The organism is Actinopolymorpha singaporensis (assembly GCF_900104745.1).
Classification (GTDB): Bacteria; Actinomycetota; Actinomycetes; order Propionibacteriales; family Actinopolymorphaceae; genus Actinopolymorpha; species Actinopolymorpha singaporensis.
This window is the reverse complement of sequence record NZ_LT629732.1, coordinates 448,016-473,364: the sequence shown is the minus strand read 5'-3', so window position 1 is coordinate 473,364 and position 25,349 is coordinate 448,016. Positions and strand designations below refer to the sequence as shown.

The 25,349-nt window shown below is 71.6% G+C and carries 25 protein-coding genes and 1 pseudogene; 15 read left to right on the top strand and 11 right to left on the bottom strand.

What is annotated here, in order from left to right:
- The first annotated feature begins 198 nt into the window (after positions 1-198).
- The 3 genes from BLU27_RS02115 (at position 199) to BLU27_RS02105 (ending at position 2,772) form a co-directional block, all read left to right on the top strand.
- Positions 199-996 carry a methyltransferase domain-containing protein gene (locus BLU27_RS02115; RefSeq protein ID WP_241827738.1) on the top strand — a complete coding sequence of 266 codons (798 nt, stop codon included), beginning with the start codon at positions 199-201 and terminating at the stop codon, positions 994-996.
- A gap of 77 nt (positions 997-1,073) precedes the next feature.
- On the top strand, positions 1,074-2,153 hold the full coding sequence (locus BLU27_RS02110) for an MASE1 domain-containing protein (protein ID WP_197681637.1): 1,080 nt from the start codon (positions 1,074-1,076) through the stop codon (positions 2,151-2,153).
- Positions 2,154-2,193: 40 nt separating this feature from the next.
- The gene (locus BLU27_RS02105) at positions 2,194-2,772 is read left to right on the top strand and encodes an OsmC family protein (protein WP_092650045.1); all 579 of its coding nucleotides are present in this window, start codon (positions 2,194-2,196) and stop codon (positions 2,770-2,772) included.
- 4 nt (positions 2,773-2,776) lie between these two features.
- On the opposite strand, the gene BLU27_RS28710 is transcribed toward BLU27_RS02105, so the two are convergent.
- On the bottom strand, positions 2,777-3,325 hold the full coding sequence (locus BLU27_RS28710; RefSeq protein WP_241827737.1) for an HNH endonuclease: 549 nt from the start codon (positions 3,323-3,325) through the stop codon (positions 2,777-2,779).
- Positions 3,326-3,775: 450 nt separating this feature from the next.
- The gene (locus tag BLU27_RS28705) at positions 3,776-4,576 is read right to left on the bottom strand and encodes a DUF222 domain-containing protein (protein ID WP_157728157.1); all 801 of its coding nucleotides are present in this window, start codon (positions 4,574-4,576) and stop codon (positions 3,776-3,778) included.
- Positions 4,577-4,758: 182 nt separating this feature from the next.
- Between BLU27_RS28705 and BLU27_RS31060 the strand changes: the two are divergent.
- Positions 4,759-5,079: pseudogene (locus BLU27_RS31060) on the top strand (TSUP family transporter); the annotation flags it as partial.
- Positions 5,063-5,245 carry a hypothetical protein gene (locus BLU27_RS29715; RefSeq protein ID WP_197682014.1) on the top strand — a complete coding sequence of 61 codons (183 nt, stop codon included), beginning with the start codon at positions 5,063-5,065 and terminating at the stop codon, positions 5,243-5,245. The pseudogene BLU27_RS31060 and the gene BLU27_RS29715, both read left to right, overlap by 17 nt.
- A gap of 8 nt (positions 5,246-5,253) precedes the next feature.
- Here BLU27_RS29715 and BLU27_RS02090 read toward each other — a convergent pair whose 3' ends face one another.
- The 3 genes from BLU27_RS02090 to BLU27_RS02080 form a co-directional block, all read right to left on the bottom strand.
- Complete coding sequence (locus BLU27_RS02090) at positions 5,254-5,751, bottom strand: beta-class carbonic anhydrase (RefSeq protein ID WP_092650043.1); 498 nt, start codon at positions 5,749-5,751, stop codon at positions 5,254-5,256.
- Between the two features lie 226 nt (positions 5,752-5,977).
- A complete protein-coding gene (locus BLU27_RS02085) occupies positions 5,978-6,658 on the bottom strand; it encodes a VC0807 family protein (RefSeq protein WP_092650041.1) in 681 nt (226 codons plus the stop codon).
- Positions 6,655-6,837: a hypothetical protein gene (locus tag BLU27_RS02080; protein ID WP_092650039.1), complete on the bottom strand. Its 183-nt coding sequence runs from the start codon at positions 6,835-6,837 to the stop codon at positions 6,655-6,657. The genes BLU27_RS02085 and BLU27_RS02080 overlap by 4 nt, the downstream gene beginning before the upstream one ends.
- A gap of 195 nt (positions 6,838-7,032) precedes the next feature.
- Here BLU27_RS02080 and BLU27_RS02075 point away from each other — a divergent pair, with 195 nt between their 5' ends.
- Both BLU27_RS02075 and BLU27_RS02070 read left to right on the top strand, forming a co-directional pair.
- Positions 7,033-8,301, top strand: a complete 1,269-nt coding sequence (locus tag BLU27_RS02075) for a sensor histidine kinase (RefSeq protein ID WP_157728156.1) — start codon at positions 7,033-7,035, stop codon at positions 8,299-8,301.
- Positions 8,298-9,008, top strand: a complete 711-nt coding sequence (locus tag BLU27_RS02070) for a response regulator (protein WP_092650035.1) — start codon at positions 8,298-8,300, stop codon at positions 9,006-9,008. Before BLU27_RS02075 ends, BLU27_RS02070 begins: the two co-directional genes overlap by 4 nt.
- Here the strand turns inward: BLU27_RS02070 and BLU27_RS02065 are convergent.
- The 4 genes from BLU27_RS02065 to BLU27_RS02050 all read right to left on the bottom strand — a co-directional run bounded on the left by BLU27_RS02065 (position 8,997) and on the right by BLU27_RS02050 (position 12,778).
- A complete protein-coding gene (locus BLU27_RS02065) occupies positions 8,997-9,851 on the bottom strand; it encodes a bifunctional 5,10-methylenetetrahydrofolate dehydrogenase/5,10-methenyltetrahydrofolate cyclohydrolase (RefSeq protein WP_092650033.1) in 855 nt (284 codons plus the stop codon). The genes BLU27_RS02070 and BLU27_RS02065 overlap by 12 nt on opposite strands.
- A complete protein-coding gene (locus BLU27_RS02060) occupies positions 9,848-10,540 on the bottom strand; it encodes a cyclodeaminase/cyclohydrolase family protein (protein WP_241827736.1) in 693 nt (230 codons plus the stop codon). Before BLU27_RS02060 ends, BLU27_RS02065 begins: the two co-directional genes overlap by 4 nt.
- Before the next feature lie 55 nt (positions 10,541-10,595).
- Positions 10,596-11,786 carry a sensor histidine kinase gene (locus BLU27_RS02055; protein ID WP_449709256.1) on the bottom strand — a complete coding sequence of 397 codons (1,191 nt, stop codon included), beginning with the start codon at positions 11,784-11,786 and terminating at the stop codon, positions 10,596-10,598.
- Between the two features lie 296 nt (positions 11,787-12,082).
- Positions 12,083-12,778 (bottom strand): response regulator transcription factor, encoded by a 696-nt coding sequence (locus BLU27_RS02050; RefSeq protein WP_241827977.1) that lies wholly within the window; start codon positions 12,776-12,778, stop codon positions 12,083-12,085.
- A 295-nt stretch (positions 12,779-13,073) separates the two neighbouring features.
- Here BLU27_RS02050 and BLU27_RS02045 point away from each other — a divergent pair, with 295 nt between their 5' ends.
- The 4 genes from BLU27_RS02045 (at position 13,074) to BLU27_RS02030 (ending at position 18,766) form a co-directional block, all read left to right on the top strand.
- A complete protein-coding gene (locus tag BLU27_RS02045; protein ID WP_092650027.1) occupies positions 13,074-14,402 on the top strand; it encodes a ferredoxin reductase family protein in 1,329 nt (442 codons plus the stop codon).
- Positions 14,402-15,007, top strand: a complete 606-nt coding sequence (locus BLU27_RS30165; RefSeq protein WP_092650025.1) for an FMN-binding protein — start codon at positions 14,402-14,404, stop codon at positions 15,005-15,007. The genes BLU27_RS02045 and BLU27_RS30165 overlap by 1 nt, the downstream gene beginning before the upstream one ends.
- Positions 15,004-15,759: an FAD:protein FMN transferase gene (locus BLU27_RS02035; protein ID WP_197681636.1), complete on the top strand. Its 756-nt coding sequence runs from the start codon at positions 15,004-15,006 to the stop codon at positions 15,757-15,759. Before BLU27_RS30165 ends, BLU27_RS02035 begins: the two co-directional genes overlap by 4 nt.
- Positions 15,760-15,889: 130 nt before the next feature.
- The gene (locus BLU27_RS02030; protein ID WP_092650021.1) at positions 15,890-18,766 is read left to right on the top strand and encodes a patatin-like phospholipase domain-containing protein; all 2,877 of its coding nucleotides are present in this window, start codon (positions 15,890-15,892) and stop codon (positions 18,764-18,766) included.
- Here the strand turns inward: BLU27_RS02030 and BLU27_RS02025 are convergent.
- Positions 18,753-19,061, bottom strand: coding sequence for a putative quinol monooxygenase (locus BLU27_RS02025; protein WP_092650020.1), 309 nt, complete (start codon positions 19,059-19,061; stop codon positions 18,753-18,755). The two genes, BLU27_RS02030 and BLU27_RS02025, sit on opposite strands and share 14 nt — an antisense overlap.
- Positions 19,062-19,082: 21 nt before the next feature.
- The gene (locus BLU27_RS02020; protein ID WP_092650018.1) at positions 19,083-21,152 is read right to left on the bottom strand and encodes a glycoside hydrolase family 2 protein; all 2,070 of its coding nucleotides are present in this window, start codon (positions 21,150-21,152) and stop codon (positions 19,083-19,085) included.
- A 162-nt stretch (positions 21,153-21,314) separates the two neighbouring features.
- On the opposite strand from BLU27_RS02020, the gene BLU27_RS02015 reads away from it, so the two are divergent.
- The 4 genes from BLU27_RS02015 to BLU27_RS02000 all read left to right on the top strand — a co-directional run bounded on the left by BLU27_RS02015 (position 21,315) and on the right by BLU27_RS02000 (position 25,298).
- Positions 21,315-21,818 carry a nucleoside/nucleotide kinase family protein gene (locus BLU27_RS02015; RefSeq protein WP_092650016.1) on the top strand — a complete coding sequence of 168 codons (504 nt, stop codon included), beginning with the start codon at positions 21,315-21,317 and terminating at the stop codon, positions 21,816-21,818.
- Positions 21,819-21,972: 154 nt separating this feature from the next.
- Entirely contained in the window at positions 21,973-23,439 is a 1,467-nt protein-coding gene (locus BLU27_RS02010; RefSeq protein WP_197681635.1) for an MFS transporter, read from the top strand.
- A gap of 49 nt (positions 23,440-23,488) precedes the next feature.
- Entirely contained in the window at positions 23,489-24,289 is an 801-nt protein-coding gene (locus BLU27_RS02005; RefSeq protein WP_157728155.1) for an NAD-dependent epimerase/dehydratase family protein, read from the top strand.
- A gap of 109 nt (positions 24,290-24,398) precedes the next feature.
- On the top strand, positions 24,399-25,298 hold the full coding sequence (locus BLU27_RS02000; RefSeq protein WP_157728154.1) for a nucleoside hydrolase: 900 nt from the start codon (positions 24,399-24,401) through the stop codon (positions 25,296-25,298).
- The last annotated feature ends 51 nt before the right edge of the window (positions 25,299-25,349 follow it).

Here is a 25,349-nt window from a genome sequence, read left to right as displayed (position 1 = left end):
ACCTCGAACGCCAGGCCGGTCACGTCCGTCGTTGGGCCGACCAGCCGCAGCCGGAGCAGGAACGCTGGCCGCTGGGTCCCTTCTCGACCGAGGGATGGCTGCGGGTCACCGATGCCGAGCTCGCCGAGTTCGGCCGGGAGGTCATGCGGCGGCGAATCCGGTCGCCTCGCCTGTCACGTGTGTGGGAAGGTCGGCGACGTGGACCAGCACACGACCGTCAACCAGGCCCTGTGGAACGAGCTCGCCCCGCTGCATGCCGCGTCGGACTTCTACGACGTGCAGTCGTTCCTGCGCGGGACCGGCACACTCGGCGAACTCGAACTCGCCGAGGTCGGTGATGTCACCGGCAAGAGCCTGCTGCACCTGATGTGTCACTTCGGTCTGGACACGCTGTCATGGGTGCGCGAGGGGGCCAGGGTCACCGGCGTCGACTTTTCCGAGCAGGCGATCGGCATAGCCCGGGACCTCGCCGACCGTACGAACACCGAGGCGGAGTTCGTGGTCTGCGACGTGCTCGCCGCGGCCGAGCACCTGAACGACACCTACGACGTGGTCTTCTTGTCCAAGGGTGTGGTGATGTGGATCGGCGACCTGGACGCCTGGGCGGGGACGTGTGCGCGACTCCTTCGCCCGGGCGGCGTGCTCTACGTGCTCGACCACCACCCGCTGGCGCTCGCGCTGTCGGACCCCGGCAGCGCAGAGGGCGGCCTGGCGCTGCACGGCTCCTACTTCGGCCGCCCGGTGCCGACCGTGGTGGTCAAGGACGGCTCGTACGCAGTGGCCGACGCCGGCCTGGCACACCAGGAGTCGCGGGAGTGGACCCACACCCTGGGCGAGGTGGTGACCGCGCTCGTCCGCGCGGGGATCGCGATCGAGTTCCTGCACGAGTTCCCGGCCAGGGCGGGTGACATGCCGTTCCCCAACCTCGACCGGGACGGTCTGCGCGACGAACTGCCCGCGATGTTCTCGGTCCGGGGCGTACGCACAGGGGACTGACGGTCGGCAGCAGGTAGGACGTCCGGCCGGCGGACGCCCTATCTTTCGTCCATTGCGCGCGCGTAGGGTGGCTTGCTGTGGAGCGCATCTCCGGGCTCCGACGGATCGGAATCGTTGGGCTGCAGATCATCGCTGTTGCGGCCGCCTTCTACGGATCGGCGCAACTGGGGCTCCTGGTCGGTCTGGTCGACGGACAGATCAGCCCATTCTGGCCGCCGACCGGGATCGCACTGGTAGCCCTGCTGCTGCTCGGCCCGCGGATCTGGCCGGCGATTCTGCTCGGTGCCCTCCTGGTCGAGTTGAGCCAGAGCCCGCCGGTCGCCGTTCTGCCCACGGCTGCGGGAACGACGCTCGCATGCGTGTGTGCGTACTACGCACTACGTAGGTTCGGTTTCCGGACCGAACTCGACCGGCTGCGCGACGCGCTCGCGCTGGTGTTCTTTGCCGCGTTCGGCAGCATGTTGATCAGCTCGACCATCGGAACCGCGATCCGGGTGGCCGTCGGCGCGACCGATCCGAGCTTCTTCCTGCCGACCTGGCTGACCTGGTGGACCGGTGACGCGATGGGCGTCCTGTTCGTCGCGCCTCTGCTGCTGACCGTCGTCAGAATCCCGTGGCGGCACGCCATCCCAACAGCGACGCTGCTGGAGCTCATCGCGCTGTTCGCCGCCGCGTTCGGGGTGGTGCTGGCCGGTGCCCGCATGTTCGGCGTCCTCTTCCTCGCCTTTCCGCTGCTGGTATGGGCCGCCTGGAGGTACCAGCTGCCAGGTGCCGCACCGGTTGCGTTGCTCGCCTCGGCGGACGCGATCTACGCGGCGGTGCACTCGATCGGGCCGTTCACCGGACGCGGGCTGTTCGACACGATGGTGATCCTGCAGATGTTCGACGGGGCAGTCGCTCTGACCGGACTGCTGCTGTCCGTCGCGATCATCGAACGCGACCGGGCGAGAAGGGAGATCGAACGCACCTGTGAGCGGCTGGACGAAGTGCTCGATCACTTCGACCGCAGCGCCGGCGCGTTGCGGGTTGTGCCTCCGCAAGCTCCTTCCGAGGAGCGAACGGTGCGTCGGGAGTCGCATCGGCCGAACAGAGTCGAAGGTCCTCCGTACAGCGGCCCGCCCGGCACTTCCCCGCCTGTCAACGGTCGGTTGCGCTGAGAGGACAGCCAACCACCACGCTCGAAGGGAGCTGGACTCGATGACGACAACGACCGCCGAGAAGGTCGTCAACGGGGTGGACGCGGGCAGGTTGTTCCAGACCATCACCGCGATCGAACAGGATCCGGCGCTCGCGAAGTTCAACTTCCGGCTCATCAACTTCTGGGTCCGCGGTGCACACAACAGGGCGGTCGTCGCCGACTTCGACGGCGCTCGTACGTCACACCGCCGGGACAAGACGTACTTCGTCTACGACAAGGACGAACACCCGGCACTGCTGGGTGAGGACCGGGGCGCCAACCCGGTGGAGTACCTCCTCGCCGGACTCGCAGGATGTGTCACCACCACGCTCGTCTACCACGCGGCGGCCCGGGGGATCACTCTCACTCGGGTGGACGCCGAGCTCGACGGCGACATCGACCTGCGGGGACTGCTCGGCATGGCCGAGGACGTTCGCCCCGGCTACCAGAGCATCCGGATGACGATGCACGTCGAGGGGGACGCCAGCAGGGAGGAACTCGCCGATCTGGTAGGTCTCGCCGAACGCCGCTCGCCGGTGGCCGACGTCGTGATGCACGGCACGCCGCTGCGCCTCGCTCTCGCCGACGAGGGGACGTAACTCCTCAGAACGGCGGTAGGTCATCGTCGACCGTCCTGGTGCTCGCGGTGACTACTGGTTCGTCGACGGCCGGGTCGGTGAGGGATGGTGTTCGGCTGTGGTAGTGCCGGCCGTGGGGGTCGGTGAGGGTGTGTTCGCCGGGGCCGGTCTGGTGGAGTTTCCAGTTGCGGTCGGTTTTGGCTTTGTGGTGGCGTGGGCACAGGGGTGCGATGTTCTCTACGGACGTCGATCCGCCGTGGTGGTGTTCGGTGTTGTGGTCGAGGTGGCAGGTGGCGGCGGGTCTCCTGCAGGTGGTCCATGCGCAGCGTTGGTCGCGGGCGTGGACGAGTTCTGCCTGTAGTCCGCGGAGGAATCTTGCCGGTATGGGGTGCAGGTGCAGTAGGCGTCCGGTGACCGGGTGGGTGACCCCCACGGAGAATCTGGCTTCGGGGTTGTCGAGGTGGTTTGCGACGATCCTGGCGGCCACCTCGGTGATGACGGGTCCGAACCCGCCGAGCTCACCCGGCTGGGCGCACAGCCCCATCAGGGTGGTGAGCGGGATGTTCAGCTGCACTTTGGCGCGCGTTCGTATGGGCCCCCAGCTCGGTTGTGAGGAGCACCAGGGTGGTGTTGGTGATGTCGGGTTACCTTTCAGTGGATCAGGTGGATCAGGTGGATCAGGCAGACCCGGCGGGTCGGCCGTTTCGTCGGGTCTGCGGTTCTGCCGCGGAATCTGACCCGCGGTGGGGAGAACGGAGTTGGGACCGGAGGTGTTGGACCCCATGGTGCGAGCGGTTGCATTCTCTGCGGCCGTGGCGCGCGCGGCGGCGTCGTGGGCTTCAGTGTCGTGCGTGGTGGCGCAGTGGCAGGGGGTGTAGTGGGCGGTGGTGTTTGCGGTTCCGGCGGGAGCGCAGTCGCCGCAGTCACAGCCGGCGCTGTGCAGGTCGTGGTCGGGGTAGCGGTGAATGGGACAGTGCCCCTGTTCGTCTGGCGTCTGCTCGGATTCACCTTCGGTTCGTTCGGCCTAGTCCTGCTCGGCGCGGCCTTGAGCGGTGTCGCCGTGCGTTTGTTCAGCGAGCGGTGGGGTGGAGCAGTCTTTGATGTCGGCGGTGCCGGTGAGTAGGGCGGCGGCGACGTCGGCGCGGAGTTGGCTGAGGGTGCGGGTGTCGCCGGTTGCTTTGACTGCGCGGGCGATGGCGTCGATGTGGCCGTAGGCTTCGGCGGCCTGGTCTGCGGAAAGGCCGCGGATGGCGAGGTCGGCGACGCCGTCGACGGCGGGCCAGATCGCGACGTTGCGCCCGGACCTGGCGGCGCGGTGACGTTTGGCGGCGGCGTCGGGGTCTGCTGTGACGACCTCGGCTTCGACCTTGGCCCGCAACAACCCGCCCCGCAGTTCGAGCACTTTGGGGAAGATCGCGTCCTCGATGGCTGCCCACAGGTCGGGTTCGGCGTCGGTGATCCGGTCCACGATCACCCGCACATCGTTGAGCTCCAGCCCACCGGACGCGAGGGCCGCACGTACCCGCGGCAGCCGGGGCAGTGTGGTGGCCAGGGCCACGTACTGGTGGGCGCGGTAGCCGGTCCACCCCAGCAACGGCTCCAGGATCTCAGGTGTCATCGGATCCGGGGTGACACTGCGTCCGGCCGGGCCGTCAACCCTGCCGGGCTCGGCGTAGGCCAGCTCGTTCACATCGGACAGGCACTCAGCCTCCAGCCAGCAGATCAGCCGCCGCCGTGCCTTGATCAGCTCCTCCAACTCGAACCCGTTACACATGCTTCGGTCCACCGAGGCGACCAGCACTGCCAACCGCGGACCAGCCGACATCTCCGCCAGCCCTGCGGGCAGCACCCGACCGCCGGAAACCCCTTACCCACAAGAGGAATCCACGTCAACTTCAGCTTGCTTGAAACGCTGACGGGAGAGCTCGGTGAACGACTTGTGGTGGCAGGAACAGGGTCGTCCCCTGCGCTGGCCGACGACGTCCGCCCCGTGCGGGAGAGGATGCCATGGTGCTGACTGCTCTCCTGGTGATCGCTGCGACGTTCGCCACCGCGCTGCTGTCCGCCATAGCCGGGTTCGGTGGCGGGGTGTTGTTGTTGCCGGTGTTCGTCGCGGTGTTCGGAGCGCGGGAAGCGGTGGCGATCCTGACCGTCGTTCAGCTGGCGAGCAACGCAAACCGGGTCTGGTTCAACCGACACGAGGTCGACCGGCGCCTGGTCACGGTGTTCGCCTGCGGGGCGGTGCCGGCGGCTGTGGCCGGGGCGCTCCTGTTCGCGAAGGCGCCGTTGCCGTCGCTGACGAGGATCATCGGTGTCTTCGTGCTGCTCATGGTGGTGTGGAGGCGACTGCGGCCCGCGGCTGTGCACCGCGGCGACGGCCGGCGCGTGGGCAGGCAAGAAGATCGTCGACCGCCTCCCCGCCTCGACCTTCGTCGTGGTCATCGAAGTGGGCCTCGTCGTGTCAGGTGCGCTGCTGCTCGTGACCGGAGGTTGAACCGCGCGTCACACGATCTGGCGGAGCCGCCCGGTGTCGACGTCGTACAGGAAACCGCCGACGGCGACCGAGTCCGGAATCAGCGGGTGCGTGCGTACGCGCGTCACGTCGTCCCGCAGCTGGCTCTCCTGGTCGGCGATCGCGCCGAAGGTTTCCCATGAAGCGTCCTGCCCGCTCGCCTCGCCGACCCGGGCGCGCAACTCGGCCTCGGTGGCCGAGGCCATCGCGCAGCGGGTGTGCGGTATCACGAGGATCCGCTCGACCTTCAGCAGGTTGACCCCCAGGATGAGTGCCAGCAGCGCCTGGTGGGTGACTCGCCCGCCGGGGTTGCGCACCATCTTGGCGTCGCCGGGCCGCAGTCCCAGCAGGCCGAGGGGGTCGATGCGGGAGTCCATGCAGGTGACGAGGCCGACGCCCGCGTGGGCGAACCCGTCGAATCCCGCGAGCTGGAAGTCGGCTGCATAACGCTCGTTCGCGGCGAGCAGATCATCGAAAGCACCGGTCATGCCTTCGACGGTAGGCCGTGCCCCACGTGCCCGGGCAGGCAGGTCCGCTCAGCGCGCGCGGATCGGGCCGCGCTCGATGATCGACCGTGCCTCCTCCCGGGACAGCCGGGGCGGGACGTACTCGTGCCACCACGTGGCTCCGGCCTCCGCCAACGATGTGACGAGTTCGGGATGAAGACGCTACGACCGGCCACCGACAGATCGGGCGGCCGCGCGGATCCGCAGCTCAGGAGGATCGGTTCCGCAGCCGCGTGCGGTACCACCACATCGCACCCACACCCACCGCGAGCACGGCCAGCCCGATCGGCCGCGACAACGCGAGGTACGTCCCAGTCGGCACTGTGAGGGCGAGGACCACCAGCACACCGGCGTGAACCGCGAGCGTCGATCCGAGCAGAACGGTGAAGATCGTCGACGTACGACGCCGGCCCGGGTCCGACAGATCCCAGCGCATCCGCGGGTCGCGGGCGGCGAGGATCCGCACGAGTACGAGGTGGAGCGGCCTGCCCACGGCAGCAGAGCCGAGCAGCAGTAGCCCGAGCGGCCCGGTCACCAGGGAGTCCTGGAGTTCGAGCACGATCCGGTTCCCGCCGGACAGGGCGGAGATCACCAGAGCAAGACCGAAACCCACCAGCGCGGCCGCGCCGACCATGTCGAGGCGTCGTCGCAGTACGACCGTGGCGAGGGTTCCGAGGAGCGGAACGCCGCCGGCGACGGCGAGCGCGAGCACGTCGCTGCCGACGTGGGGCCGGACCATCGCGAAGACCACCAGGGGCAAGCCGGCGTTGACGGCGACCCGTGGCAGCAGGCGGCGCAGGGACGGGCGGGAAAGTGTCGGCTGGTCCGGTCGGTTGGAGGCGGTCGCTCGGGCAGAGGCGGTCCGCGGCGGCGTGGAGGAGGTGTTCATCGGCGGCCACCGCCCAACCGGGTGAGGGGAAGCCCCCGCCGGTACCGGACGACCCCGAGGCCGCCGGCGACGACGAGCAGAGCACCGCCGAGGACCGCGGTCCAGGTGGTTCTGCCGAAGAAGTGGGTGAGCCCGGTGACGAGCAGGGCCGCGCCGATGACGACGAGCCGTGCGATCATCGCGTTTCTCCGTTCTGTGAACACCTTGACTGGGGCGCCGCGTGGCTGGCTTGGGCAAGGCCAGAGTGGGGCGCGGGCACCCTCCCGGGCGTCGGCGTACGGGTGGAAGTACGGGTGGAACCACCACGCTGGGCACCGGCGGGCTCCACCCGTGGGTGGAGGACCGCCCGCGAACGGCGTACTACCGTGGTCGCCGTGCCCGCTGACCCGATCTCGGCCACCGCCTTGCCGGACGGGGGCCACGCGGACCGGCGCATCGCTCCGTGGTGGCTGCGGCCGGCTGGGCTCGCGCTGCTCGTCGTCGTGATGGGTCTGACCCTGCGCGACCGGCCGGACGAGTACGCCCACGGCCTGGACGTCCTTGCCCTGGCCGCGACGGCTGCCGTCGCCGTCGGCGGCGCGGGCCTGCTCGTCGAGCTGCCCCGTGGGCGGCCCACCTGGCTGACCGCCGCCCTCTTCGCCCTGCTGATCGCCGGCTCGGTGGTGGTCGTGGCGATCGAGCCGGACGGGCCGGGATTCGTCGGCGGGTTCGTCACCACCAGCGTGGCGGCCTCGAGCCTGCCCCGGAGGCCCGGTCAGGCGGTCGTGGCGTTCACGCTGGTCGGTATCGCCGTGGCGGGGCACTTCGGCGGGCACCGGTCGTGGACGACGATCCTGATCGCCGAGGCCGGCGCGCTGGCGTTCTTCCGCCTCGGGCAGTACGCCCGGCAGCTGCGCGCGCGGACCGAGCAGGCCGAACGCCTGCTGGCCGAGGTCCAGCGCACCAGGTCCGCCTACGTACGCGCGGCCACCCTTGCCGAACGCCAGCGACTCGCCCGGGAGATGCACGACGTGCTGGCCCACTCGCTGTCCGGACTACTGGTGCACCTGGAAGGTGCCCGGTTGCTGGCCGTTCAGGAGGGGGCCGGCCCGGGGCTGATCAACTCCCTCGACCGGGCGCGGGGCCTGGCCCAGGCCGGGCTCGGCGAGGCGCGGCAGGCCATCGGCGTACTCCGCGACGAGGACCTTCCCGGGCCGGACCGGCTACCCGCGCTGGCCGGGGAGCTCGAGCGCGATCTGGGGATCGCCTGCCGGGTCGAGGTGCGCGGCACGCCGTACGACCTGGGTCCGCAGGCCCGGCTGACGTTGTACCGCGTGGCGCAGGAGGCGTTGACGAACGTACGTCGGCACGCCCACCCCGACCGGATCGACGTATGCCTGAGCTACCAGCCCGGCGGCACCCGGCTGACCGTCGAGGACGTGGCCGCCTCCGCCGCGTCGGAGCTCGCCGCCGAAAGCGGTAGAGCACCCGGCTACGGCGTGAGCGGCATGCGCGAACGCGCCGAACTGCTCGGCGGCGAGCTGACCGCCGAGCCGACCGCGACCGGCTTCCGCGTCACCCTCTGGCTGCCCGTGCGCGACGCCGAGATGCCCGCGGGCGGCGACGCCGAGATCCCGATGCGCGACGGCGAGGTGCCGGCGTGACAGGCGAAGCGCGCGGCAGGAGCGAGCCGATCCGCGTGCTGCTCGCCGACGACCAGCGTGTCGTACGCGAGGGGCTGGCCATGCTCCTCGGCCTGCTGCCTGATGTGGAGGTGGTCGGCACCGCCGCGGACGGCGAGCAGGCGGTCGAACTGGCCGGGCAGTTGCGCCCCGACGTGGTCCTGATGGACCTGCGGATGCCCCGCTGCGACGGCATCGAGGCCACCCGGCGGCTGCGTGCGGAACCCGGGGCGAGCCAGGTGATCGCACTCACGACGTACGCCGACGACCGGTCCGTCCTCGACGCCCTCCGCGCCGGGGCACGCGGCTACCTCACCAAGGACGCCGGTGCGGAGGAGATCCGGGCCGCGCTGGTTCAGGTCGCCGACGGCCACGCGGTGATCGACCGGGCCGTCCACCACCATCTCGTGGACGCGCTCGGCGGAGCGGCGGAAGCTGAACCCGCCGGCGAGCCCGGCCCGGCTCGTGCCCGCCCGGACGGGTTGACACCGCGCGAGGCCGAGGTCCTGGCCCTGATGGCCGAGGGGCTGTCGAACGCCGAGATCGCCGGTCGGCTGGTGGTGGGCGAGGCAACCGTGAAGAGCCACGTCAACCGTCTGTTCGCCAAGCTCGGGGTACGCGATCGGGCCCAGGCCGTGGCATATGCCTATCGGCGCGGTGTCGTACCGCCCGGAACGTCAGCGACCTGAAGCGCGGGCCGCGGCGAGGGCGGTGTGGCGGTGCAGCAGCGCGGTGGTCACCGGCCCGACCCCTCCGGGCACGGGCGTCAGAGCTCCCGCCACCGCCGCGACGGCCGGGTCGACGTCACCGGCCAGCCCGCCGTCCGGCGTCGGGTTGGTGCCGACGTCCACGACGACCGCACCGGGGCGTACGTGGTCCACGCCGATCAGCCCCGGACGCCCGACGGCCGCCACCAGCACGTCCGCCTCCCGGCACAGCGCGGGCAGGTCAGTCGACCGGGAGTGGCAGACCGTCACGGTGGCGTGCTCGGCGAGCAGCAGGAGCGCCGCGGGTTTGCCCACCACCGTCGAACGACCGACCACGACGACGCGCCGGCCCGCGAGTGGCACCTGCTCGTGGCGCAGGATCTCCAGCACCGCCTGCGCGGTCGCGGGCGCGAACGCCTCCGCCGAGCCGGTCGCGAGCAGCCCCAGCGATGTGGGATTGGCGCCGTCGACGTCCTTGACCGGGGCGATCGCCGTGCCCAGGTCGGCCAGGGTGACCCCGGCCGGCAGCGGGGTCTGGCAGATCACCCCGTGCACCGCGGGGTCCGCGGACCTTGCCTTCAGGTGGCCGGCGAGGGTCGCCGCGTCGGCGCCGTGCAGGGTGTCGACCAGGCAGGTGATGCCGAGCCGCTTGCCCGCCCGGGCGATCGAACGGACGTACCACGCCGTTCCCTCGTCGTGGGTCGGCACCACCACGGCCAGGGTGGGAACGATCCCAGCAGCGGTCAGCCGGGCCATGTCGTCGGTGGTTCGCGCGTCGATCTCCGCCGCGACCACGCGCCCGTCGATCCGGTGGGCCGCGGTCATCGGGTGAGCTCCCGGCGGATGTCGGCGACCAGGGCGCGACCCCGCTCGGCCACAGCGAGGTGCTCCTCCAGATCGGCTGTCAACTCAGCCTTGACGTCGCCGTCGGGCAACGAGGACAGGTTGACCTCGACGTTGACCGCGGCGGACTCCGCGGCACCGGCGGCCGCCGCGGCGGCGACCGCGAGGTCGGAGACCACGTGCGGGTTGGACCTTCCCCGCAGCGACTCGGCCAGCGCGACCACGTCGGCCGCGGCAGCGGCGATCGCCAGCGGCGGCAGGGCGGCCGCATGGGTCGCGGACCGCACCGCGTCGCGGCGGGCGGTGCGTTCCTCCTCGGTCGTACGGGGAAGGCGGTAGGCCGTCATCAGTGCGGTGAACGCGGCCTCGTCCTCCCTGCCCAGCCGCAGCGCCTCCGCGCGCAGAGCGTCGGCCCGCTCCCGGACCTGGGTCGCGTTCTCCTCGTGCGCGGCGTGGACCGGCTTGCCGATCGTCAGGTTGGTCACCATCGACACCAGCGCCGCGCCGATCGCGACCTGCATCGCCGCGGCCGCACCGCCACCGGGGGCCGGGTCGGCGGATGCCAGGCGTTCCAGCCACCCGGCGATCGTGTCGGCGTTGGTGTCGGCGATCGCGCCGGCGTTCGGACCGTTCGTGCCGCCCATGTCGTCCATGCCGTTCGCGTCGTCCATGACGTCCTCCCGTCCCGGCGCGGGGCCCGCGCGCGAGCAGGATAGTGCCCGCGAGTCAGGCCGCCGGAAGCCGGACGCGGAACGTCGTGTCGCCGGGCCGGCTGCTCACCCGTACGGTCCCGCGATGGGCGTCAACCACGGCTTGCACGATGGCCAGGCCGAGCCCGGTGCCTCCGCTGGCGCGGGTGCGCGAGGTGTCGGCACGGTAGAAGCGGTCGAAGACGTGGGCGACCGCGGCCGGGGGTACGCCGGGCCCGTCGTCGTGGACTTCCACCAGGGCGTCACCGTCCTCGTCGCGGACCCGCAGGTCGACGACGGTGCCGGTCGGGGTGTGGGCGTGGACGTTCGCGAGCAGGTTGGCCAGCACCTGGCGGAGCCGGCCCTCGTCCCCGTTCACCACGAGCGGGTCGGCGGGCAGGTCCAGCCTGATCGGGCGGTCCTGGCCGCGGACCCGGAAGTCGCTCGCGGCGTCCACCGCCAGCCGGCACAGGTCGACCGGGCGGCGGTCGAGCGGGCGGCCCTGGTCCAGACGGGCGAGCAGCAGCAGGTCGTCGACCAGCAGGCTCATCCGGTTCGACTCCGCGGCGATCCGGCGCATCGCCGTGCCGAGTTCGGCGAGGTCGAGGTCCTGGTCGAGTGCGAGGGTCCCGTCGCCGTCCCTCGTCGAACGGTCGAAGAGCTCGGCGTATCCACGTACGGTCGACAGCGGTGTCCGCAGCTCGTGGGAGGCGTCGGCGATGAACTGCCGCAGTTGGCGCTCGGCCTCGTTACGTGCCTGGAAGGACGCGTCGATCGCCTCCAGCATGTGGTTCAGCCCCGAGCCGAGCTGACCCACCTCCGTCTGCGGCGGCAGCACCGGCGCCCGCAGCCGCACCGCGGCTTCCGGGCCGGTGAGGTCGGTCTCGGCGATCCGCCGGGTGGTGGTGGTCATCCGGCCCAGCGGAGCCAGCCCGACCCGGATCAGGATCGAGCCGAGGACCGCGGTGACAGCCAGTCCGGCCAGGCCGACCGCGAACTCGATGAGCACCAGCCGGCGCACGGTGTCGTTCAGCCACCGCAACGGCAGGCCGACCACCAGCCGGGCGCCGTTCTTGAACTCCGTGGCCACCAGACGGTACGGGCCGGGCAGCGCGCGGTCCTCGAACGTACGCGGGGACTCGACGGGCACCTCCCTGGCAAGCCTGGCCTGCTCGGCATGCGACAGGTCCCGCACGTGCTCGGTCGCGCCGCGGGTCGCGGGCAGCATCGCCGATCGGCTGCCGTCGGCGCTCACCACGAACCGGACCGCGTCCTCGGGCGGGATCTGCCCCCGGTCGGCGTCGTCGTCCCCGTGCAGGAGAGCGTCCCTCGTCTGTGCGGCGACCTGGCGCAGCTGACCGTCGGTGCGATTGAGCAGGTACGTCTGCAGCGCGTGCGTCGTCGCGACCCCGCCGGCCGCCAGCACTCCGGCGGTGAGCAGCAGCACCAGGGTTAGGACACGGCGCCGCAACGGCTGACGGGCGAGGAACCCTCGCGCCGCCGTGTAGACCGAACGCCGGCGGCTCACGAAAGCGGCGGGCGGAGGACGTAGCCGACCCCGCGAACCGTGTGGATCAGGGGCTCGGCGTCGACGTCGATCTTGCGGCGGAGGTAGGAGATGTAGAGCTCGACCACGTTGGCGTTGCCGCCGAAGTCGTAGTTCCACACCCGGTCCAGGATCTGCGCCTTCGACAACACCGTGCGGGCGTTGCGCATCAGGAAGCGCAGCAGCTCGAACTCCGTCGGGGTCAGCTCGACCAACCGGTCACCGCGGCGTACTTCGCGAGAGTCCTCGTCGAGCATCAGGTCGGCGACCCGCAGCCCGGTGCCGCGGGGGACCGCGGCGGCCGCGCGGCGCATGACCGTGCGCAGCCGGGCGATCAGTTCCTCCAGGCTGAACGGCTTGGTGACGTAGTCGTCGCCACCGATGGTGAGCCCCCGTACGCGGTCCTCGGTACCGTCGCGGGCGGTGAGAAAGATGACCGGCGCGTCCACCCCTTTGGCGCGAAGTGCCGCGAACAACGCGAACCCGTCGGTGTCGGGCAGCATCACGTCCAGCACGATCGCGGACGGCCCGAAGTCGCGGGCCTGGGTCAGCGCCTGGTCGGCGGTCCCGGCGACCATGGTCTTCCAGCCCTCGTACCGCAGCGCGGAGGCGATCATCTCGGCGAGGTAGCGCTCGTCGTCGATGACCAGCACCCGCACCGGCGGGTCGGCCACGGTGGCCCGCCCGGTGTGCTGGGTGGCCTCGGTTCGTGCCGTACGTTCGGATTGTTCGATTGGTGCCGTACCTTCCGTACCAGGCACAGGGTCTCCTCGTCGGGCTGCCGCCACCGGCAGGCGCCGGTGCGAGTCCCCCGCGGTTCTCTACTACACACCTTCGCCGTCGGGGCTGGGAGTTGGGTGTGGGTTTCCTGTGCGTTCGCTGTGAACGCGGAAGCCGCCGGCTCGGTTCACAGGGCGCGGACAGTATTGTCACCGGGTTCCCACAGGTCGGTCGGCCACGGTGGTGTCCATGCGTGCTCTGATCGTGCGGCACTCGCCGTGGCTGGTGTGGGCCGGGGTCGCCGTCGGCGCCGGGGGCCTGACCCTGCTGTGGTGGACCAGCACCCTTCCGCCGACCTCCTTCGGCGCGCAGCTGACCGAGGCTGGTCGGCTGACCGGGCTGTTCGCCGGCTACCTGGTGGTGATCCTGCTGGTGCTGATGGCCCGCCTCCCGCTGCTGGAACGCCAGGTCGGCACGGACCGGCTGGCCCGGATCCACAGCATGGTCGGACGTTACGTCGTGTGCGTGACGGTCGCACACATGGTGCTGATCTGGCTCGGGTACGCGCTGACCGCGCATGCGTCTCTCGGCGCTGAGGTGACCGACCTGCTGACCGGCTACCCGTACGTCCTGTGGGCGGTGATCGGCGCGGGACTCTTCGTGCTCGTGGGGACGGTCTCGGCCACCGCGATCCGCAGCCGGGTGAGGTACGAGACGTGGTATCTCCTGCACCTGCTGACCTACGCCGGCATAGCGCTCGCGTTCTGGCACCAGATCCTCACCGGTGCGCAGTTCGTGCCGAACGCCGTGGCGCGGTGGGGGTGGATCGGTGCGTACGCCGCCGCGACGGCGTTGCTCGTCTGGTACCGCCTCCTCGTCCCGATCCGCAACCTCTGGCGGCACCGGCTGGAGGTGGCCGCCGTCCGTACCGAGGCGCCCGGCGTGGTGTCGGTCTACCTCACCGGGGCCCGCCTGGACGAGCTCGGCGCGGAGGCGGGGCAGTTCCTGCGGCTACGCTTCCTCACCCGGAACGCGTGGTGGCAGTCGCATCCGTACTCGCTGTCCGCCGCGCCGAACCCCAGCTGGCTGCGGGTCACCATCAAGGCACTCGGTGACCACACCGAGCAACTGCAGCGGATCCGGGTGGGCACCAGGGTGCTCGCCGAGGGCCCGTACGGCGCGCTCACCGCTCGGCGGCGCAGCCGGCACGGCGTGGTGCTGATCGCCGGCGGGGTCGGGGTGACCCCGCTGCGTGCGCTGTTCGAATCGCTACCGGCGGAGGAGGGCAGGCTCACCCTGATCTACCGCGCCAGCAGGCACGAGGACGTCGTGTTCCGTCACGAACTGGACGAGATCGCCGCCGACCGCCGGGCCGTCGTGCACTATCTGGTCGGCCCTCCGGGTCCCGGTCAGGAACCGGCGCTGCATCCGAACTGGCTGCGCCGCCTGGTGCCCGACGTCGCCGAGCGCGACGCCTACCTGTGCGGACCCGGCGGGATGATGACCACCGCGATGGAGTCGCTGCGGGAGTGCGGGGTTCCCGCGCGCCGAATCCACCACGAGGACTTCAACTTCTGATGAAACGCATCGTGCTCACCGCGCTGACCACCATCACCGGAATCGTGCTGCTGCTGGGGGTGAAGTCACAGACCGGTGCGCCGGGCCTGGCCACCGCGGCGGCGCCGGGCGCCGGCGCGACCGGATCCGGGTCGACGGCCACCAAGCGCACGCCCACACCCAAGGTGACGCCGACTCCCACGGCTGACCCGACCCCGCGCAAGAAGAAGTTGACGGCGACGAAGAAGCCGTCCACCGGGACGAAGACGAGGGCGACACCCAGGGCGAAGGCTGCCCCGAAGGTGCAGGCCGCGCCGAAGAAGGTCGTCCCGAAGCCCAAGCCCGTGACGAAGGTGAAGGTGGCGGGGGAGACCGCGGACACGCCGTACGGCCCTGTGCAGGTGCAGGTCACCCTGGTCGGGCACCGGATCACCGACGTCACCGCGCTGCAACTGCCGGGCGGCAACCAGCGAAGCTCCGAGATCGCCGGCTTCTCGGCACCCGAACTGCGTAAGGAGGCCCTGTCCGCCCAGAGCGCACACATCGACAGCGTGTCCGGCGCGACGTACACCAGCGAGGGCTACAGAACCTCGCTGCAGTCCGCGCTCGACAAGGCCGGCGCGTGAGCGCGGCGACGGCTCCGGGCCCGGTCCGTCATGTGGAGTACGTGATGGGTACGGCGGTGACCATCGACGTCCGTGACACGCGGGTGGGCGCCGGCGCGGTGGATGCGGTCGTCAGCTGGCTGCACACCGTCGACGCGACGTTCAGCACCTACCGTCCCGACAGCGCGATCAGCCGGCTCGACCGCGGCGAGGTCGGACTGGCCGACTGCCCGGACACGGTCCGGTCGGTGCTGGCGCGGTGCGAGGAACTGAGAGTGGAGACGGTCGGCTACTTCGACCCGAGGTACGCCGGGCGGCTCGACCCGTCCGGACTGGTGAAGGGATGGTCGATCGAGCAGGCCGACCACATCCTGCGGGCGGCCGGCTCGCAGGCTCACTGCCTGAACGCCGGCGGCGACGTCCTCGCCCGTGGCCGGCCCGCGCCCGGCCGGTGGTGGCGCGTCGGCATCGCCGACCCGCACGACCGCAGCCGGCTGGCGACGGTCGTCGAGGGCGCGGACATCGCGGTCGCCACGTCGGGCACGGCCGAACGCGGCGCCCACGTCGTCGATCCGCGCACCGGTGAACCCGCCACCGGGTGGGCGAGCGTCACCGTCGTCGGCCCGGACCTGCCCACCGCCGACGCCTACGCCACCGCCGCACTGGCGATGGGCGAACAGGCGCGTGAGTGGCTCGCCGGGCGGACGGGTTTCGAGGCGTACGCGATCGCACCCGACGGCACCACCTGGGCCACGCCCGGCTTTCCCCGATGAGTTCGAGCTCCCCGATGAGTCGAGTCCGGTAGCCGCCGGACAGCGGCGGGACTACCTTCTTCGTACGACGTCGAGCACGGCATGGCGAGCCCGCCGGGGGTGCAGCCCGACCGCGCGAAGGGGGACGCTCGTGTCGGACGAACGCACGCGGGCAGAGGTTCGGCTGGGTGGGCACTGGCGGCAGGTGCGGGCGGCGATGCTGCTCACCGCCTTGCTGTTGCTGGTGCAGTGGCCGATGCGGCATGCGGTGCAGGCCGGTGAGCAACCGTGCGCCACACCCGCGCGGTTGTCGCTGCTGGTCGACACCGGACTGATCTGCGCCTACCTCCTCGCCGCGTGGCGTGCGCACGGCTTCGTGGCGCTGGTGCGGCCGGCGGGGGACATGGTTCGCCGGCGCGCGTTCGCGGGTGCGGTGCTGGTGAGCGCGGCCGCCTTCCTGGACGGGGTGGAGAACGTCGTGTTGTGGCAGCGGTTCGGCGACCGATCCGCGACCGGCACGTGTCCCTCGCTGTCGGTCGGCTGGCTGACCGGGGCGTTGTGGGTGCTGTGGATCGGTGGGTTGTTGCTGGCCGGGACGGCGTTGGTGACCACCCGGTACGGCTCGCTGAGCCGAACGCCGCCGATTGGTGGGCAGGCATCCAACGGGCAGGCGGCCGGCGGGCAGACACCCGACGGGAAGGTCGCCGCGGACCTCACCAGGCACGACCGCGGCCGGCAGATCATCTGCTGCTCCGGCGGCGGCATCCGGTCGGCGGCGTTCTCACTGGGAGCCCTGCAGGCGCTGACCGACGCGGGTGAGTACCAACGTTCCTCGACGGTGATCGGCGTCAGTGGCGGCGGCTACATCGCAGCGGCGTTCCACTTCCTGCGGCGCTCCCTGGTCGACGAGGGACGCACGTCGCCGGGCGAGAGCCCGCCATACTCCATGGGCAGTCCCGAGCTCGCCCGGCTGCGCCGGCACACCCACTACCTGATGCCCTCGCTGGCGGTCGGCGCCCGCGCCATCATGTCCCTGCTGTACGGCGCCGTTGTCAACCTGGTGTTGATTGGGATCCTGATCCGGGCAGTGGCCTGGGTGCTCGGCTGGGCGATCGCGGAAACCTCCGTCGTACGCGGCCTCGGTGGCGCCGACGCGTCCACGGACTTCGGCAGCCTGCCGACGTGGTACTGGCTGGGCGCCGCCGGTCCGCTGGCGATCGTGGTGGTGCTGTTCCTGGCGGAGGTGCTGGTCGACCGGTTCCGCGTCCCGCCGACCTGGCTGCGCAGGGAGGGCCGGGCACTGGCCCGGCTGCTCCTGCTGCCGGGGATCGTCAGCCCCCTGCTGCTGTTGGGCGTTCCGCTGGTCCTGGTGTGGGCGAACAACCTCGGCCCTGGTCCGGCCGGCGGTCACTCCGGCCTTCTCGGCGGGCTGACCGACGGAGTGGTCGGCACCGCGAGCGGCGTCGCCGGACCGCAGGCCACGAACGCGAACGCCGCGGTCGACTCGCAGTTCGGCTTCGTCACCCTGGCCGCTCTCGGCGCGGCGTTCATCGCGCTGGCCCGGTCGGCCTGGAAAGGGATCCAGACCATCTCCGCGGGGGTCGGTCCCAGCCTGCGCAGGCGGATCCTCACCTGGCTTCGTACCCACCTGGTGCCCTGGCTCGGCTCGGCGCTGCTGGTCGTGGGCGTGCTCGTGGTGCTGCTGCGCTGGACCGCGGGGTACGCCGCCAGTGAGGAGTGGCGCTCGCGCTGGTGGGTGGCCGGTCTGTGCGCGGCGATGCTGGTCGCGACGCGGATCTTCACCGACGCCACCCGCACGTCCCTGCATCCGTACTACCGCGAGCGGTTGTCGGTGGCGTACCTGGTCGGCCGGGGACACTCCGAGCGGGAGGCCGAACGCGCCTACCCGACACCGCTGCCGTACTCGCGGTACGCCGTGTCGCCGGACGGCGGTCCGCAACTCGTGATCGTCGGCTCCGCCAACGCCGCCGACGCGGACTTCATCCCGCCGGACCGGGGCTGTGTGCCGTTCGTCTTCGACCCGGAGCTGACCGGCATCGCCGGCGACGTCACCCTCCCCGCGGAGGGGCTGGAACCCACCGCGGAGTACGAGGTCCGCGCGGACTACCACCATCGCGACGTGACCCTGCCCGGTGCGGTGGCGATCAGCGGAGCCGCGTTCGCGCCGCTGACCGGGCGCAACAACGCCAGTACCCGCCCGATGCGGTTGCTGTTCGCGGTGGTCAACGCCCGGCTCGGCGTGTGGCTGCCCAACCCGTACTGGGGTACGACGTCACCGGCGGCCGCGCTCGCCCGCCGCTGCGGCGACCTGGCCGAACGCCGGCGAGGCGAGAGCCGAACCGGGATGCTCACCCGGCTGGCCTCGGCCACCGCGTACGCCGCGTCGATCGCGGACAAGCCGGGCGCCCACCAGTTGTTCCGGGAGGCGTTCGGCCGGGCGTCGATGTACGACCGCAGGCTGTACGTCACCGACGGCGGCCACTACGACAACCTCGGCCTGGTGGAGGCACTGCGCCGCCGCCCCGCCCGGGTCGTGGTGATCGACGCGTCGAACGACGTGGAGGACTCCTTCGCGGCGGTGGGCTCGGCGATCGCGTCCGCCCGGATGGATCTCGGCGTCGACGTCAACCTCGACCTGCGCACCCTGCAGCGCCACGGCGGGGAGCGGATCGGCCGCGGCTGGGCACGCGGCCGGGCGACCTATCCCGAGGGCGGCACGGCCGACATCCTGCTCGTCAAGGCCGTGTTGGCAGGCGACCTGTGCTGGGACCTGGAGACCTACGCCCTCGAACACCCCGACTTCCCGCGGCACACCACCGGGGACCAGTTGTACGGCGAGTTCGACTTCGAGGCCTACCGCGCGCTCGGCGAGACGTTGACCCGCGACCTGCTGCACCAGGTCGAGCGGGAACGCGCTCACGGCGTACCGGCCGGCGACGTCCCGGCGGCGGGCGTTCCCAACTCGAACTGGCCCACCGACGACGTGCCGGCCGTCAGACCGGGGTGATCTCGGTCGGCACCGCCTCGAACACCCGGATGTCGGCCGGCCCCTCGGCGGTGTCCGCGAGCACCGCGTCGAGGGCCGCCATGTGCGGACTGGCCAGGTGCTCGCGCAGAGCGTCCAGGTCGGTCCACTCCTCCACGCAGGTGAACAGGCAGTCGTCCTCGAGGTCGGCGACGAAGGCGTAGTGCAGGCAGCCGTCGTCGTTGGTGCGGACCGCGTGCTGCATGGCGATCAGCGCGGCCACGGTCTCCATGCGGCGTTCGGGTCGGGAGCGGAGTACCGCGTGTACCACGATCATGGGCCAACCCTACGGGTCCGCTCAGCGCGGGGACCGGGCTTCGGCGAACGCGTCGAAGACCAGCCTGCGAGTCGTCCCGTCCCAGCCGAGCATGCCCATCGTGGACAGGCCGTTGTAGTTCTGGTTGTAGCCGGCGCGCTCCTTGTAGTCCTTCAGCACCCAGAACGTGTAGCCGGCCATCCACGGCCGGCTGGGCGCGGTCACCTGGTCCCAGTGGGAGACGAAGTTGGCGGCCTGCCACTCCTCGGTGCCTGCCTCGGCCGGCGAGCCGTGCTTGCCGAGATAGGACCAGGTGCCGTTCTCGGTGATCAGGATCGGCTTGTCCGGATGGTTGCGGTGCACGGCGTCCAGCGTGGTCCCGAGGTCCTCGTTCTTGCCGTAGAAGTAACCGAAGTACTCGTTGAAACCCACCACGTCGGCGAGGTCGAACGCCGGGTCCCAGGAGGAGTACGACGCCCAGGTGACCGGCCGGTCGGACAGGTCGACGGCCTTCACCGCCGCCTTCATGTCGGCCAGCCAGGCGCGGTAGACCGGCGCGCCGTTCCCGTCGATCGTCGACTCGTTCTGCAGACCCCACAGGATCACCGAGGGATGGTTGTGGTTGTTCCACGCGGTGGCCAGGGCGAGCGCGCGGGACAGGCCGTAGCTCTCGGTCTGCAGCTTCTGCTGGTCGGTGTTCACCCACATGGTGTCCCACTCGTCCATCAGCAGCAGGCCGTTGCGGTCGGCCCAGTCGTAGACGTACGGGTGGCGGTTGTAGACGCAGTTGCGCAGGAAGTTGGCGCCGGCCGCCTTGACCTGGCCGAGTTCGTGGTCGTACTCGGTGTAGGTCATCGACCGGCCGGACCGGTCGGTCTCCTCGTGCCAGTTGGTTCCCTTGAGGAACAGCGGCCGGCCGTCAAGCTGGAGGTGCGTACCGTCCACCTCGATCTCGCGTACGCCGTAGGTGGCGGCCAGGGTGTCCACCGGCCGGCCGTCCTCGGTGGCGGTGAGGGACGCCCGCGCGGTGAGAACCCGCGGGTCCTCGACGCTCCAGTGCGGCGCACCCGGCACGTCGATTCGCGCCGACGGCACCGCCACCCCGCCCGCCGGCACGTCGACGGGCACCTGGACGGGCCGTCCGGTCGAGCCGCGCCCGGGATCGAGGCGTACGTACCCGTGGAAGTCGGTGTCGCCGTTGTTCTGCACCACCACCCGCGCGTCGAGGGTGTCCGCCTTCGCGTCCAGCAGCACCTTGGCCAGGTTGACCTCGGGCACCGACTCCAGCCACAGCGAACGCGTGAGCCCTGCGTAGGGCCAGTAGTCGACGACGCCGGGCGGAAGCGCGTGGTCGTCGCTGACCTTCTCACCGGTCCCGTCGTAGGCGGTGTAGCTCGCGCGGCGGTAGACGCGGACGGCGATGGTGGCCGGCTGTCCGGGCCGCAGTGCGTCGCCGACCGGCAGGGCGAACGCGGTGTGGCCGCCCTCGTGCTTGCCGACGAACGTGCCGTTCACCCAGACGTCCGCGCTGTAGGAGGCGGCGAGGAACGCCAGCCGGACGTGCGTACCGCGCCACGACGCGGGCACCGCGACCTTGGTGCGGTACCACGCGTACCCGTCCTCGAGTGCTCCGCCCTTGCCGAAGTCGGCGCCGTCGTAACCGGCCCACCCGTCGTTGTCCTTGAGATCCCACGAGGACGGCACCGCGATCGAGTCCCACGTCGAGTCGTCGGCACCCGGCTGTTGCCAGCCGGCCGTCAGGCCCTGGTTGCCGGGGTCGTAGCGGAACCGCCAGGTCCGGTCCAGGGAGAGGTAGCGCCGGGTGGGTTCGTGGCGGGCGTAACCGTCGAAGGACGGCATCACCTCGCCGTAGGAGAAGACCACGTTGGTGCCGTCGACCGCACGGACCTCGGTGCCCGAGGGCTCCCGGGAGCCGTGCGGGTCGCGGACCACGCTCGCCGGCGCGGCGCCGGTGGTCGTGGTGGTGGTGCCGCTCGGTGCGGCCAGTGCCGAACCGCCGAACGCCGAGCCCGCGAACGCCGCCACCGCCAGCGCGAACCCGGCGGCGACCGCGGTGAGCCGTGTCCTTCGACCGACCTCCGGACCTCGCATCGGCCGTCCCCTTTCGTGGGACCCGCGGGTGCACCGCGCGGATGATCTTGGTTGATCGCGGTCACGCTAGGTGCGGGTCCGGTCGCTGGTCCAGCATCCGGCCGGACCCGGCCGACCAGCCGAGGCCGCGCAGGGCGATCGGCTGGCCTAGGGTCTGGTCGCATGCGCGCTCCGCTGGTGCTCACCGGTCCGCCGGCCGTGGGCAAGACGAGTGCCGGGCGGCGGCTCGCGGAGTCGCGGCCGCGAGGTGCGTACGTCGACGTGGACGACGTACGCCAGCTTGTCGTGGCCGGCGGCGCCGCTCCGTGGGACGGCGACGAGGGGGTCCGCCAGCAGGAGCTCGGCGTACGCAACGCCTGTCAGCTGGCCCGGCGGTTCACCGCCGAGGGGTTCGCCACCGTGCTGACGGACGTGGTGACGCCACGCACGCTCACGATCTACCGGGCCGAGCTTCCCCGCTGCCTGGTGGTCCGGCTGCGGGTGGACGTCGCGGAGGCGCGGCGGCGGGCCGCGACCCGGCCGGTGCATCTCACCGCGCAGGAGTTCGCCGCGCTGCACGCCGAGGACGCCGCGGCCGAGCCGGCCGTGGACGCGGAGCTGGACGTGACCGGCCTGTCCCTGGACGACCTGGTGGCCGAGCTGTCCCGACGGTGGGCCGCGGCGTAAGCGCTCCGGTGCGGTCGGTGGCCAGGTCGACGTCCTCCCGCGTGTGCGGCCGGAGTCGGCCCGGGATGCCGTACGCCGAGAACGCGGCTCGTTCGCCGATCTCCCTGAGCTAAGGTGTCTGCGGCTAAAGTCTTGACATCGAGAGGAATCGCAGGTGTCACATCCCGCCGGCCGAGGCGAGCCCGGCACCAGCAGCACCGGCAGTTCCGGCAGCAACCTCCACCCCGACGCAGCAGACTCAGCGGACTCCTCCGACGAACCGCTCGACTTCCGGCAGCCGTCACCGCCTGCCCAGGAGACACTCGGGGCCGAGGACCTCCGAGACGACAGCGCCACCCACGACGGCCGGGCCACCGGCCCGGGCCGGCGCCGTTCCCGGTGGGACCTTCGGCGGATCGTCGTGGACACCCGGCCGCTGTCCATCCCGGCGTACCGCAGGCTGTGGACGTCGACCGCTGTCACCTCGGTCGGCAGTCAGCTCACGGCGGTCGCGGTGCCCAAGCAGATCTACGACATCACCGGCTCCTCGGCCTACGTCGGGCTGGCCGGTCTGGTGGCGCTGGTCCCGCTGGTCGTGTTCGCCCTGTGGGGCGGCGCGATCGCGGACGCCGTGGACCGGCGCAAGCTGCTGCTGGTCACCAACACCGGCATCGCCGTCACCTCGCTGCTGTTCTGGGCGCAGGCGTTCGCGGGTGCGCACTCGGTGTGGGTGCTGTTCGGGCTACTCGGCCTGCAGCAGGCGTGTGCCGGAGTCAACCAGCCGGCCCGCAGCGCCTCCATCCCACGCCTGGTCCCCGCCCACCTGCTGCCCGCGGCGAACGCGCTCGGCTCCACCGTCTTCCAGATCGGCTCGATCATCGGGCCGCTGCTGGCGGGCGTACTGATCCCGGTCCTCGGCCTGTCCACGCTGTACCTCATCGACTCGGTCGCGCTCACGGTGACGATCTGGGCGGTGTGGCGGCTGCCGGCGCTGCCGCCGCTGGCCGGTGCTCCGCGGCGGGCCGGGCTGCGGCACGTGATCGAGGGGTTCGGCTACCTCGCCACCCGCAAGGTGCTGCTGGTCTCCTTCCTGGCCGACGTGATCGCGATGGTGTTCGGCATGCCCCGGGCGCTGTTCCCTCAGATGGCCCAGCAGACGTTCGGAGACCCGCCCGGCGGCGGCTTCGCCCTCGGCATCCTGTTCGCCGCGATCCCCCTCGGTGCGGTGCTCGGCGGCCTGTTCTCCGGCGCGTTCTCCCGGGTCCGCCGGCACGGCGTCGCGGTGATCGGGGCGGTGTGCGCGTGGGGGCTGGCGATCGTCGGCTTCGGCCTGTCGCCGTGGCTGTGGCTGGCGGCGTTCTTCCTCGCCGTGGCCGGCATGGCCGACCTGGTGAGCATGGTGTTCCGGGGAACGATCATGCAGTCGGCGGCCAGCGACGAGATGCGCGGACGGATGCAGGGCGTCTTCACCGTCGTGGTCGCAGGTGGGCCGCGGCTGGCCGACCTGCTGCACGGCACGGCCGGCGCGGCGGTCGGCACCACCGTGGCGGTGAGCGGCGGCGGCGTCCTGGTGGTGGTCGCGATGCTCGCCGCGGTGGTGGCGTTCCCGATCTTCTGGCGCTACCGCGCCCAGGACAGCTGAACCCCGAATGAACCCGGAACGAAGGGACCCGCGAGCGAATGGAGCTCCGATGACCAGGCGCTTGCTGCTCACCGGCGCGGCGGGCGGCGTGGCCGCGATGCTGGCACCCGGGTTCGGCACCCACCCCGACCTCGACGGCTGGGATCTGGTGCGTACCGACCGGGTGGAGGGCCGAGGGACCGATCCGGTGGACGCCGTGGACGTCGTCGGCGACCTGGCCGACCCGGCGTTCCTCGCCCGGGTGACCGGCGGCGTGGACGCGGTGGTCCACCTGGCCGCGAACGCCGACCCCACCGCGTCCTGGGACGACCTGCGGGTCCCCAACGTGGACGTGGTGGCGGCACTCCTCGCCACCGGCGTACCCCGGATCGTGCTTGCGAGCTCGGCCCACGCGATGGGGCAGTACGCCCGGCCGGGCGCCCCGCTGATCGACCCGTCCTGGCCGGCCGCGCCCTGCTGCGCGTACGGCGCGACGAAGGCGTTCGGCGAGGCGCTGGGCCGTGCACACGCCTACCGCACCGGTGCGTCCGTCGTCGCGCTGCGGCTCGGGGCGACCACCGAGCGCCCGCTCGCCTCCAGTGCCCTGGACGGCTGGCTGGGCCCGGACGACCTGCGCCAACTCGTGGCCCGCGCGCTGGCGGCGGACGTGTCGTACGCCGTCTGTCCCGGCATCTCGGCCAACACCCGGAGCCGCTGGCTCACCCACAACGCGATCGGCTATCACCCGGAGCAGGACTCCGAGACCTACGCCGGGGAGGTGCCCGCCGACGACAGCTGGGGCCTGTGCGCGGGGAGGTACGGCCCGGACGACACGACTCTGCCCGGTGCCCTGGCGACCGGCAGGGGATAGTCTTCATCCCCTGATTCGTCCCTGCGAACCGACAGAACCCCTGGTCAGCGCCCTGTATCGGCGTCCGGCCGGGCAACTTCCCCGGGATTCCCCGAGAACGGAGACCGTCGTGGCCGCCACCCACCAGGTGATCCTCGACACCGACATCGGCTCCGACGTCGACGACGCGCTCGCCCTGGCGATGATCTTCGGTGCGCCCGAGATCGAGCTGCTCGGCGTCACCACGGTCTACGGCGACGTCCGGCTTCGCGCACTGGTCACCCGGCGGCTGGCCCGCCTCGCCGGCCACGACGGTCTGGCCGTGGTCGCCGGCGCCGAGCGTCCGCTCACCGGCGCCGACGCCTGGTGGGCGGGTTTCGAGGGTCGGCTCTACCACGACCTCGGCGCGGAGGCCTACCTCGAGGACGTCAGCGCGGTGGAGTTCCTGACCCGGACCGTGGCCGAACGGCCCGGCGAGATCGACGTGGTGGCGATCGGCCCGCTGACCAACATCGCCGAGGCGATCAGGGCGGACGAGAGCTTCGCCCGCAACGTACGCCGGCTCCACGTGATGGGCGGGAGGTTCGACCGGCCCGAGCCCGAACACAACTTCCGCAGCGACGCCGTGGCCGCCGCCGAGGTGTTCGCCTCCGGCATCCCGGTCACCGTGGTCGGGCTGGAGATCACCACCCAGGCCCGGATCGGCCCGGACCACCTCGGCGAGATCGCCGCCGCCGGCGCGCTCGGCCGCCAGTTGGAGGCGGAGGTCCGGCAGTGGTGGAACTTCACCGGCGAGGAGTCCAACGTCCCGCACGACCCGCTTGCCGTGCTGGCGATGCTGCGGACCGACCTGCTCGGCTCCCGCCCGGTCACGATCTCGGTGGAGCCCGAGGGCGAGCGGGCCGGAGCGAGCACCGCGACCGACGACCCGCAGAGCCGCACCCGCGTGGTCACCTCGGTCGTACTCCCCGACGCCGTCGACCACCTGGTCAAGCTGATCGCCACGGCCGGGCACTGCGGCCCGTCCTGACCAGGTCGTGGGGCAGGCCGGACGGACGCCCCGTCCCGCCTGCACCCCGCG

Excerpts from the sequence above, each read along its gene's own strand:
- BLU27_RS02105 (WP_092650045.1), top strand. The coding sequence starts at position 2,194 with ATGACGACAACGACCGCCGAGAAGGTCGTCAACGGGGTGGACGCGGGC.
- BLU27_RS28705 (WP_157728157.1), bottom strand. The coding sequence starts at position 4,576 with ATGTCGGCTGGTCCGCGGTTGGCAGTGCTGGTCGCCTCGGTGGACCGA.
- BLU27_RS02090 (WP_092650043.1), bottom strand. The coding sequence starts at position 5,751 with ATGACCGGTGCTTTCGATGATCTGCTCGCCGCGAACGAGCGTTATGCA.
- BLU27_RS02085 (WP_092650041.1), bottom strand. The coding sequence starts at position 6,658 with ATGAACACCTCCTCCACGCCGCCGCGGACCGCCTCTGCCCGAGCGACC.
- BLU27_RS02080 (WP_092650039.1), bottom strand. The coding sequence starts at position 6,837 with ATGATCGCACGGCTCGTCGTCATCGGCGCGGCCCTGCTCGTCACCGGG.
- BLU27_RS02065 (WP_092650033.1), bottom strand. The coding sequence starts at position 9,851 with ATGACCGCGGCCCACCGGATCGACGGGCGCGTGGTCGCGGCGGAGATC.
- BLU27_RS02060 (WP_241827736.1), bottom strand. The coding sequence starts at position 10,540 with ATGGACGACGCGAACGGCATGGACGACATGGGCGGCACGAACGGTCCG.
- BLU27_RS02055 (WP_449709256.1), bottom strand. The coding sequence starts at position 11,786 with ATGCTGCCCGCGACCCGCGGCGCGACCGAGCACGTGCGGGACCTGTCG.
- BLU27_RS02045 (WP_092650027.1), top strand. The coding sequence starts at position 13,074 with ATGCGTGCTCTGATCGTGCGGCACTCGCCGTGGCTGGTGTGGGCCGGG.
- BLU27_RS30165 (WP_092650025.1), top strand. The coding sequence starts at position 14,402 with ATGAAACGCATCGTGCTCACCGCGCTGACCACCATCACCGGAATCGTG.
- BLU27_RS02025 (WP_092650020.1), bottom strand. The coding sequence starts at position 19,061 with ATGATCGTGGTACACGCGGTACTCCGCTCCCGACCCGAACGCCGCATG.
- BLU27_RS02020 (WP_092650018.1), bottom strand. The coding sequence starts at position 21,152 with ATGCGAGGTCCGGAGGTCGGTCGAAGGACACGGCTCACCGCGGTCGCC.
- BLU27_RS02015 (WP_092650016.1), top strand. The coding sequence starts at position 21,315 with ATGCGCGCTCCGCTGGTGCTCACCGGTCCGCCGGCCGTGGGCAAGACG.
- BLU27_RS02005 (WP_157728155.1), top strand. The coding sequence starts at position 23,489 with ATGACCAGGCGCTTGCTGCTCACCGGCGCGGCGGGCGGCGTGGCCGCG.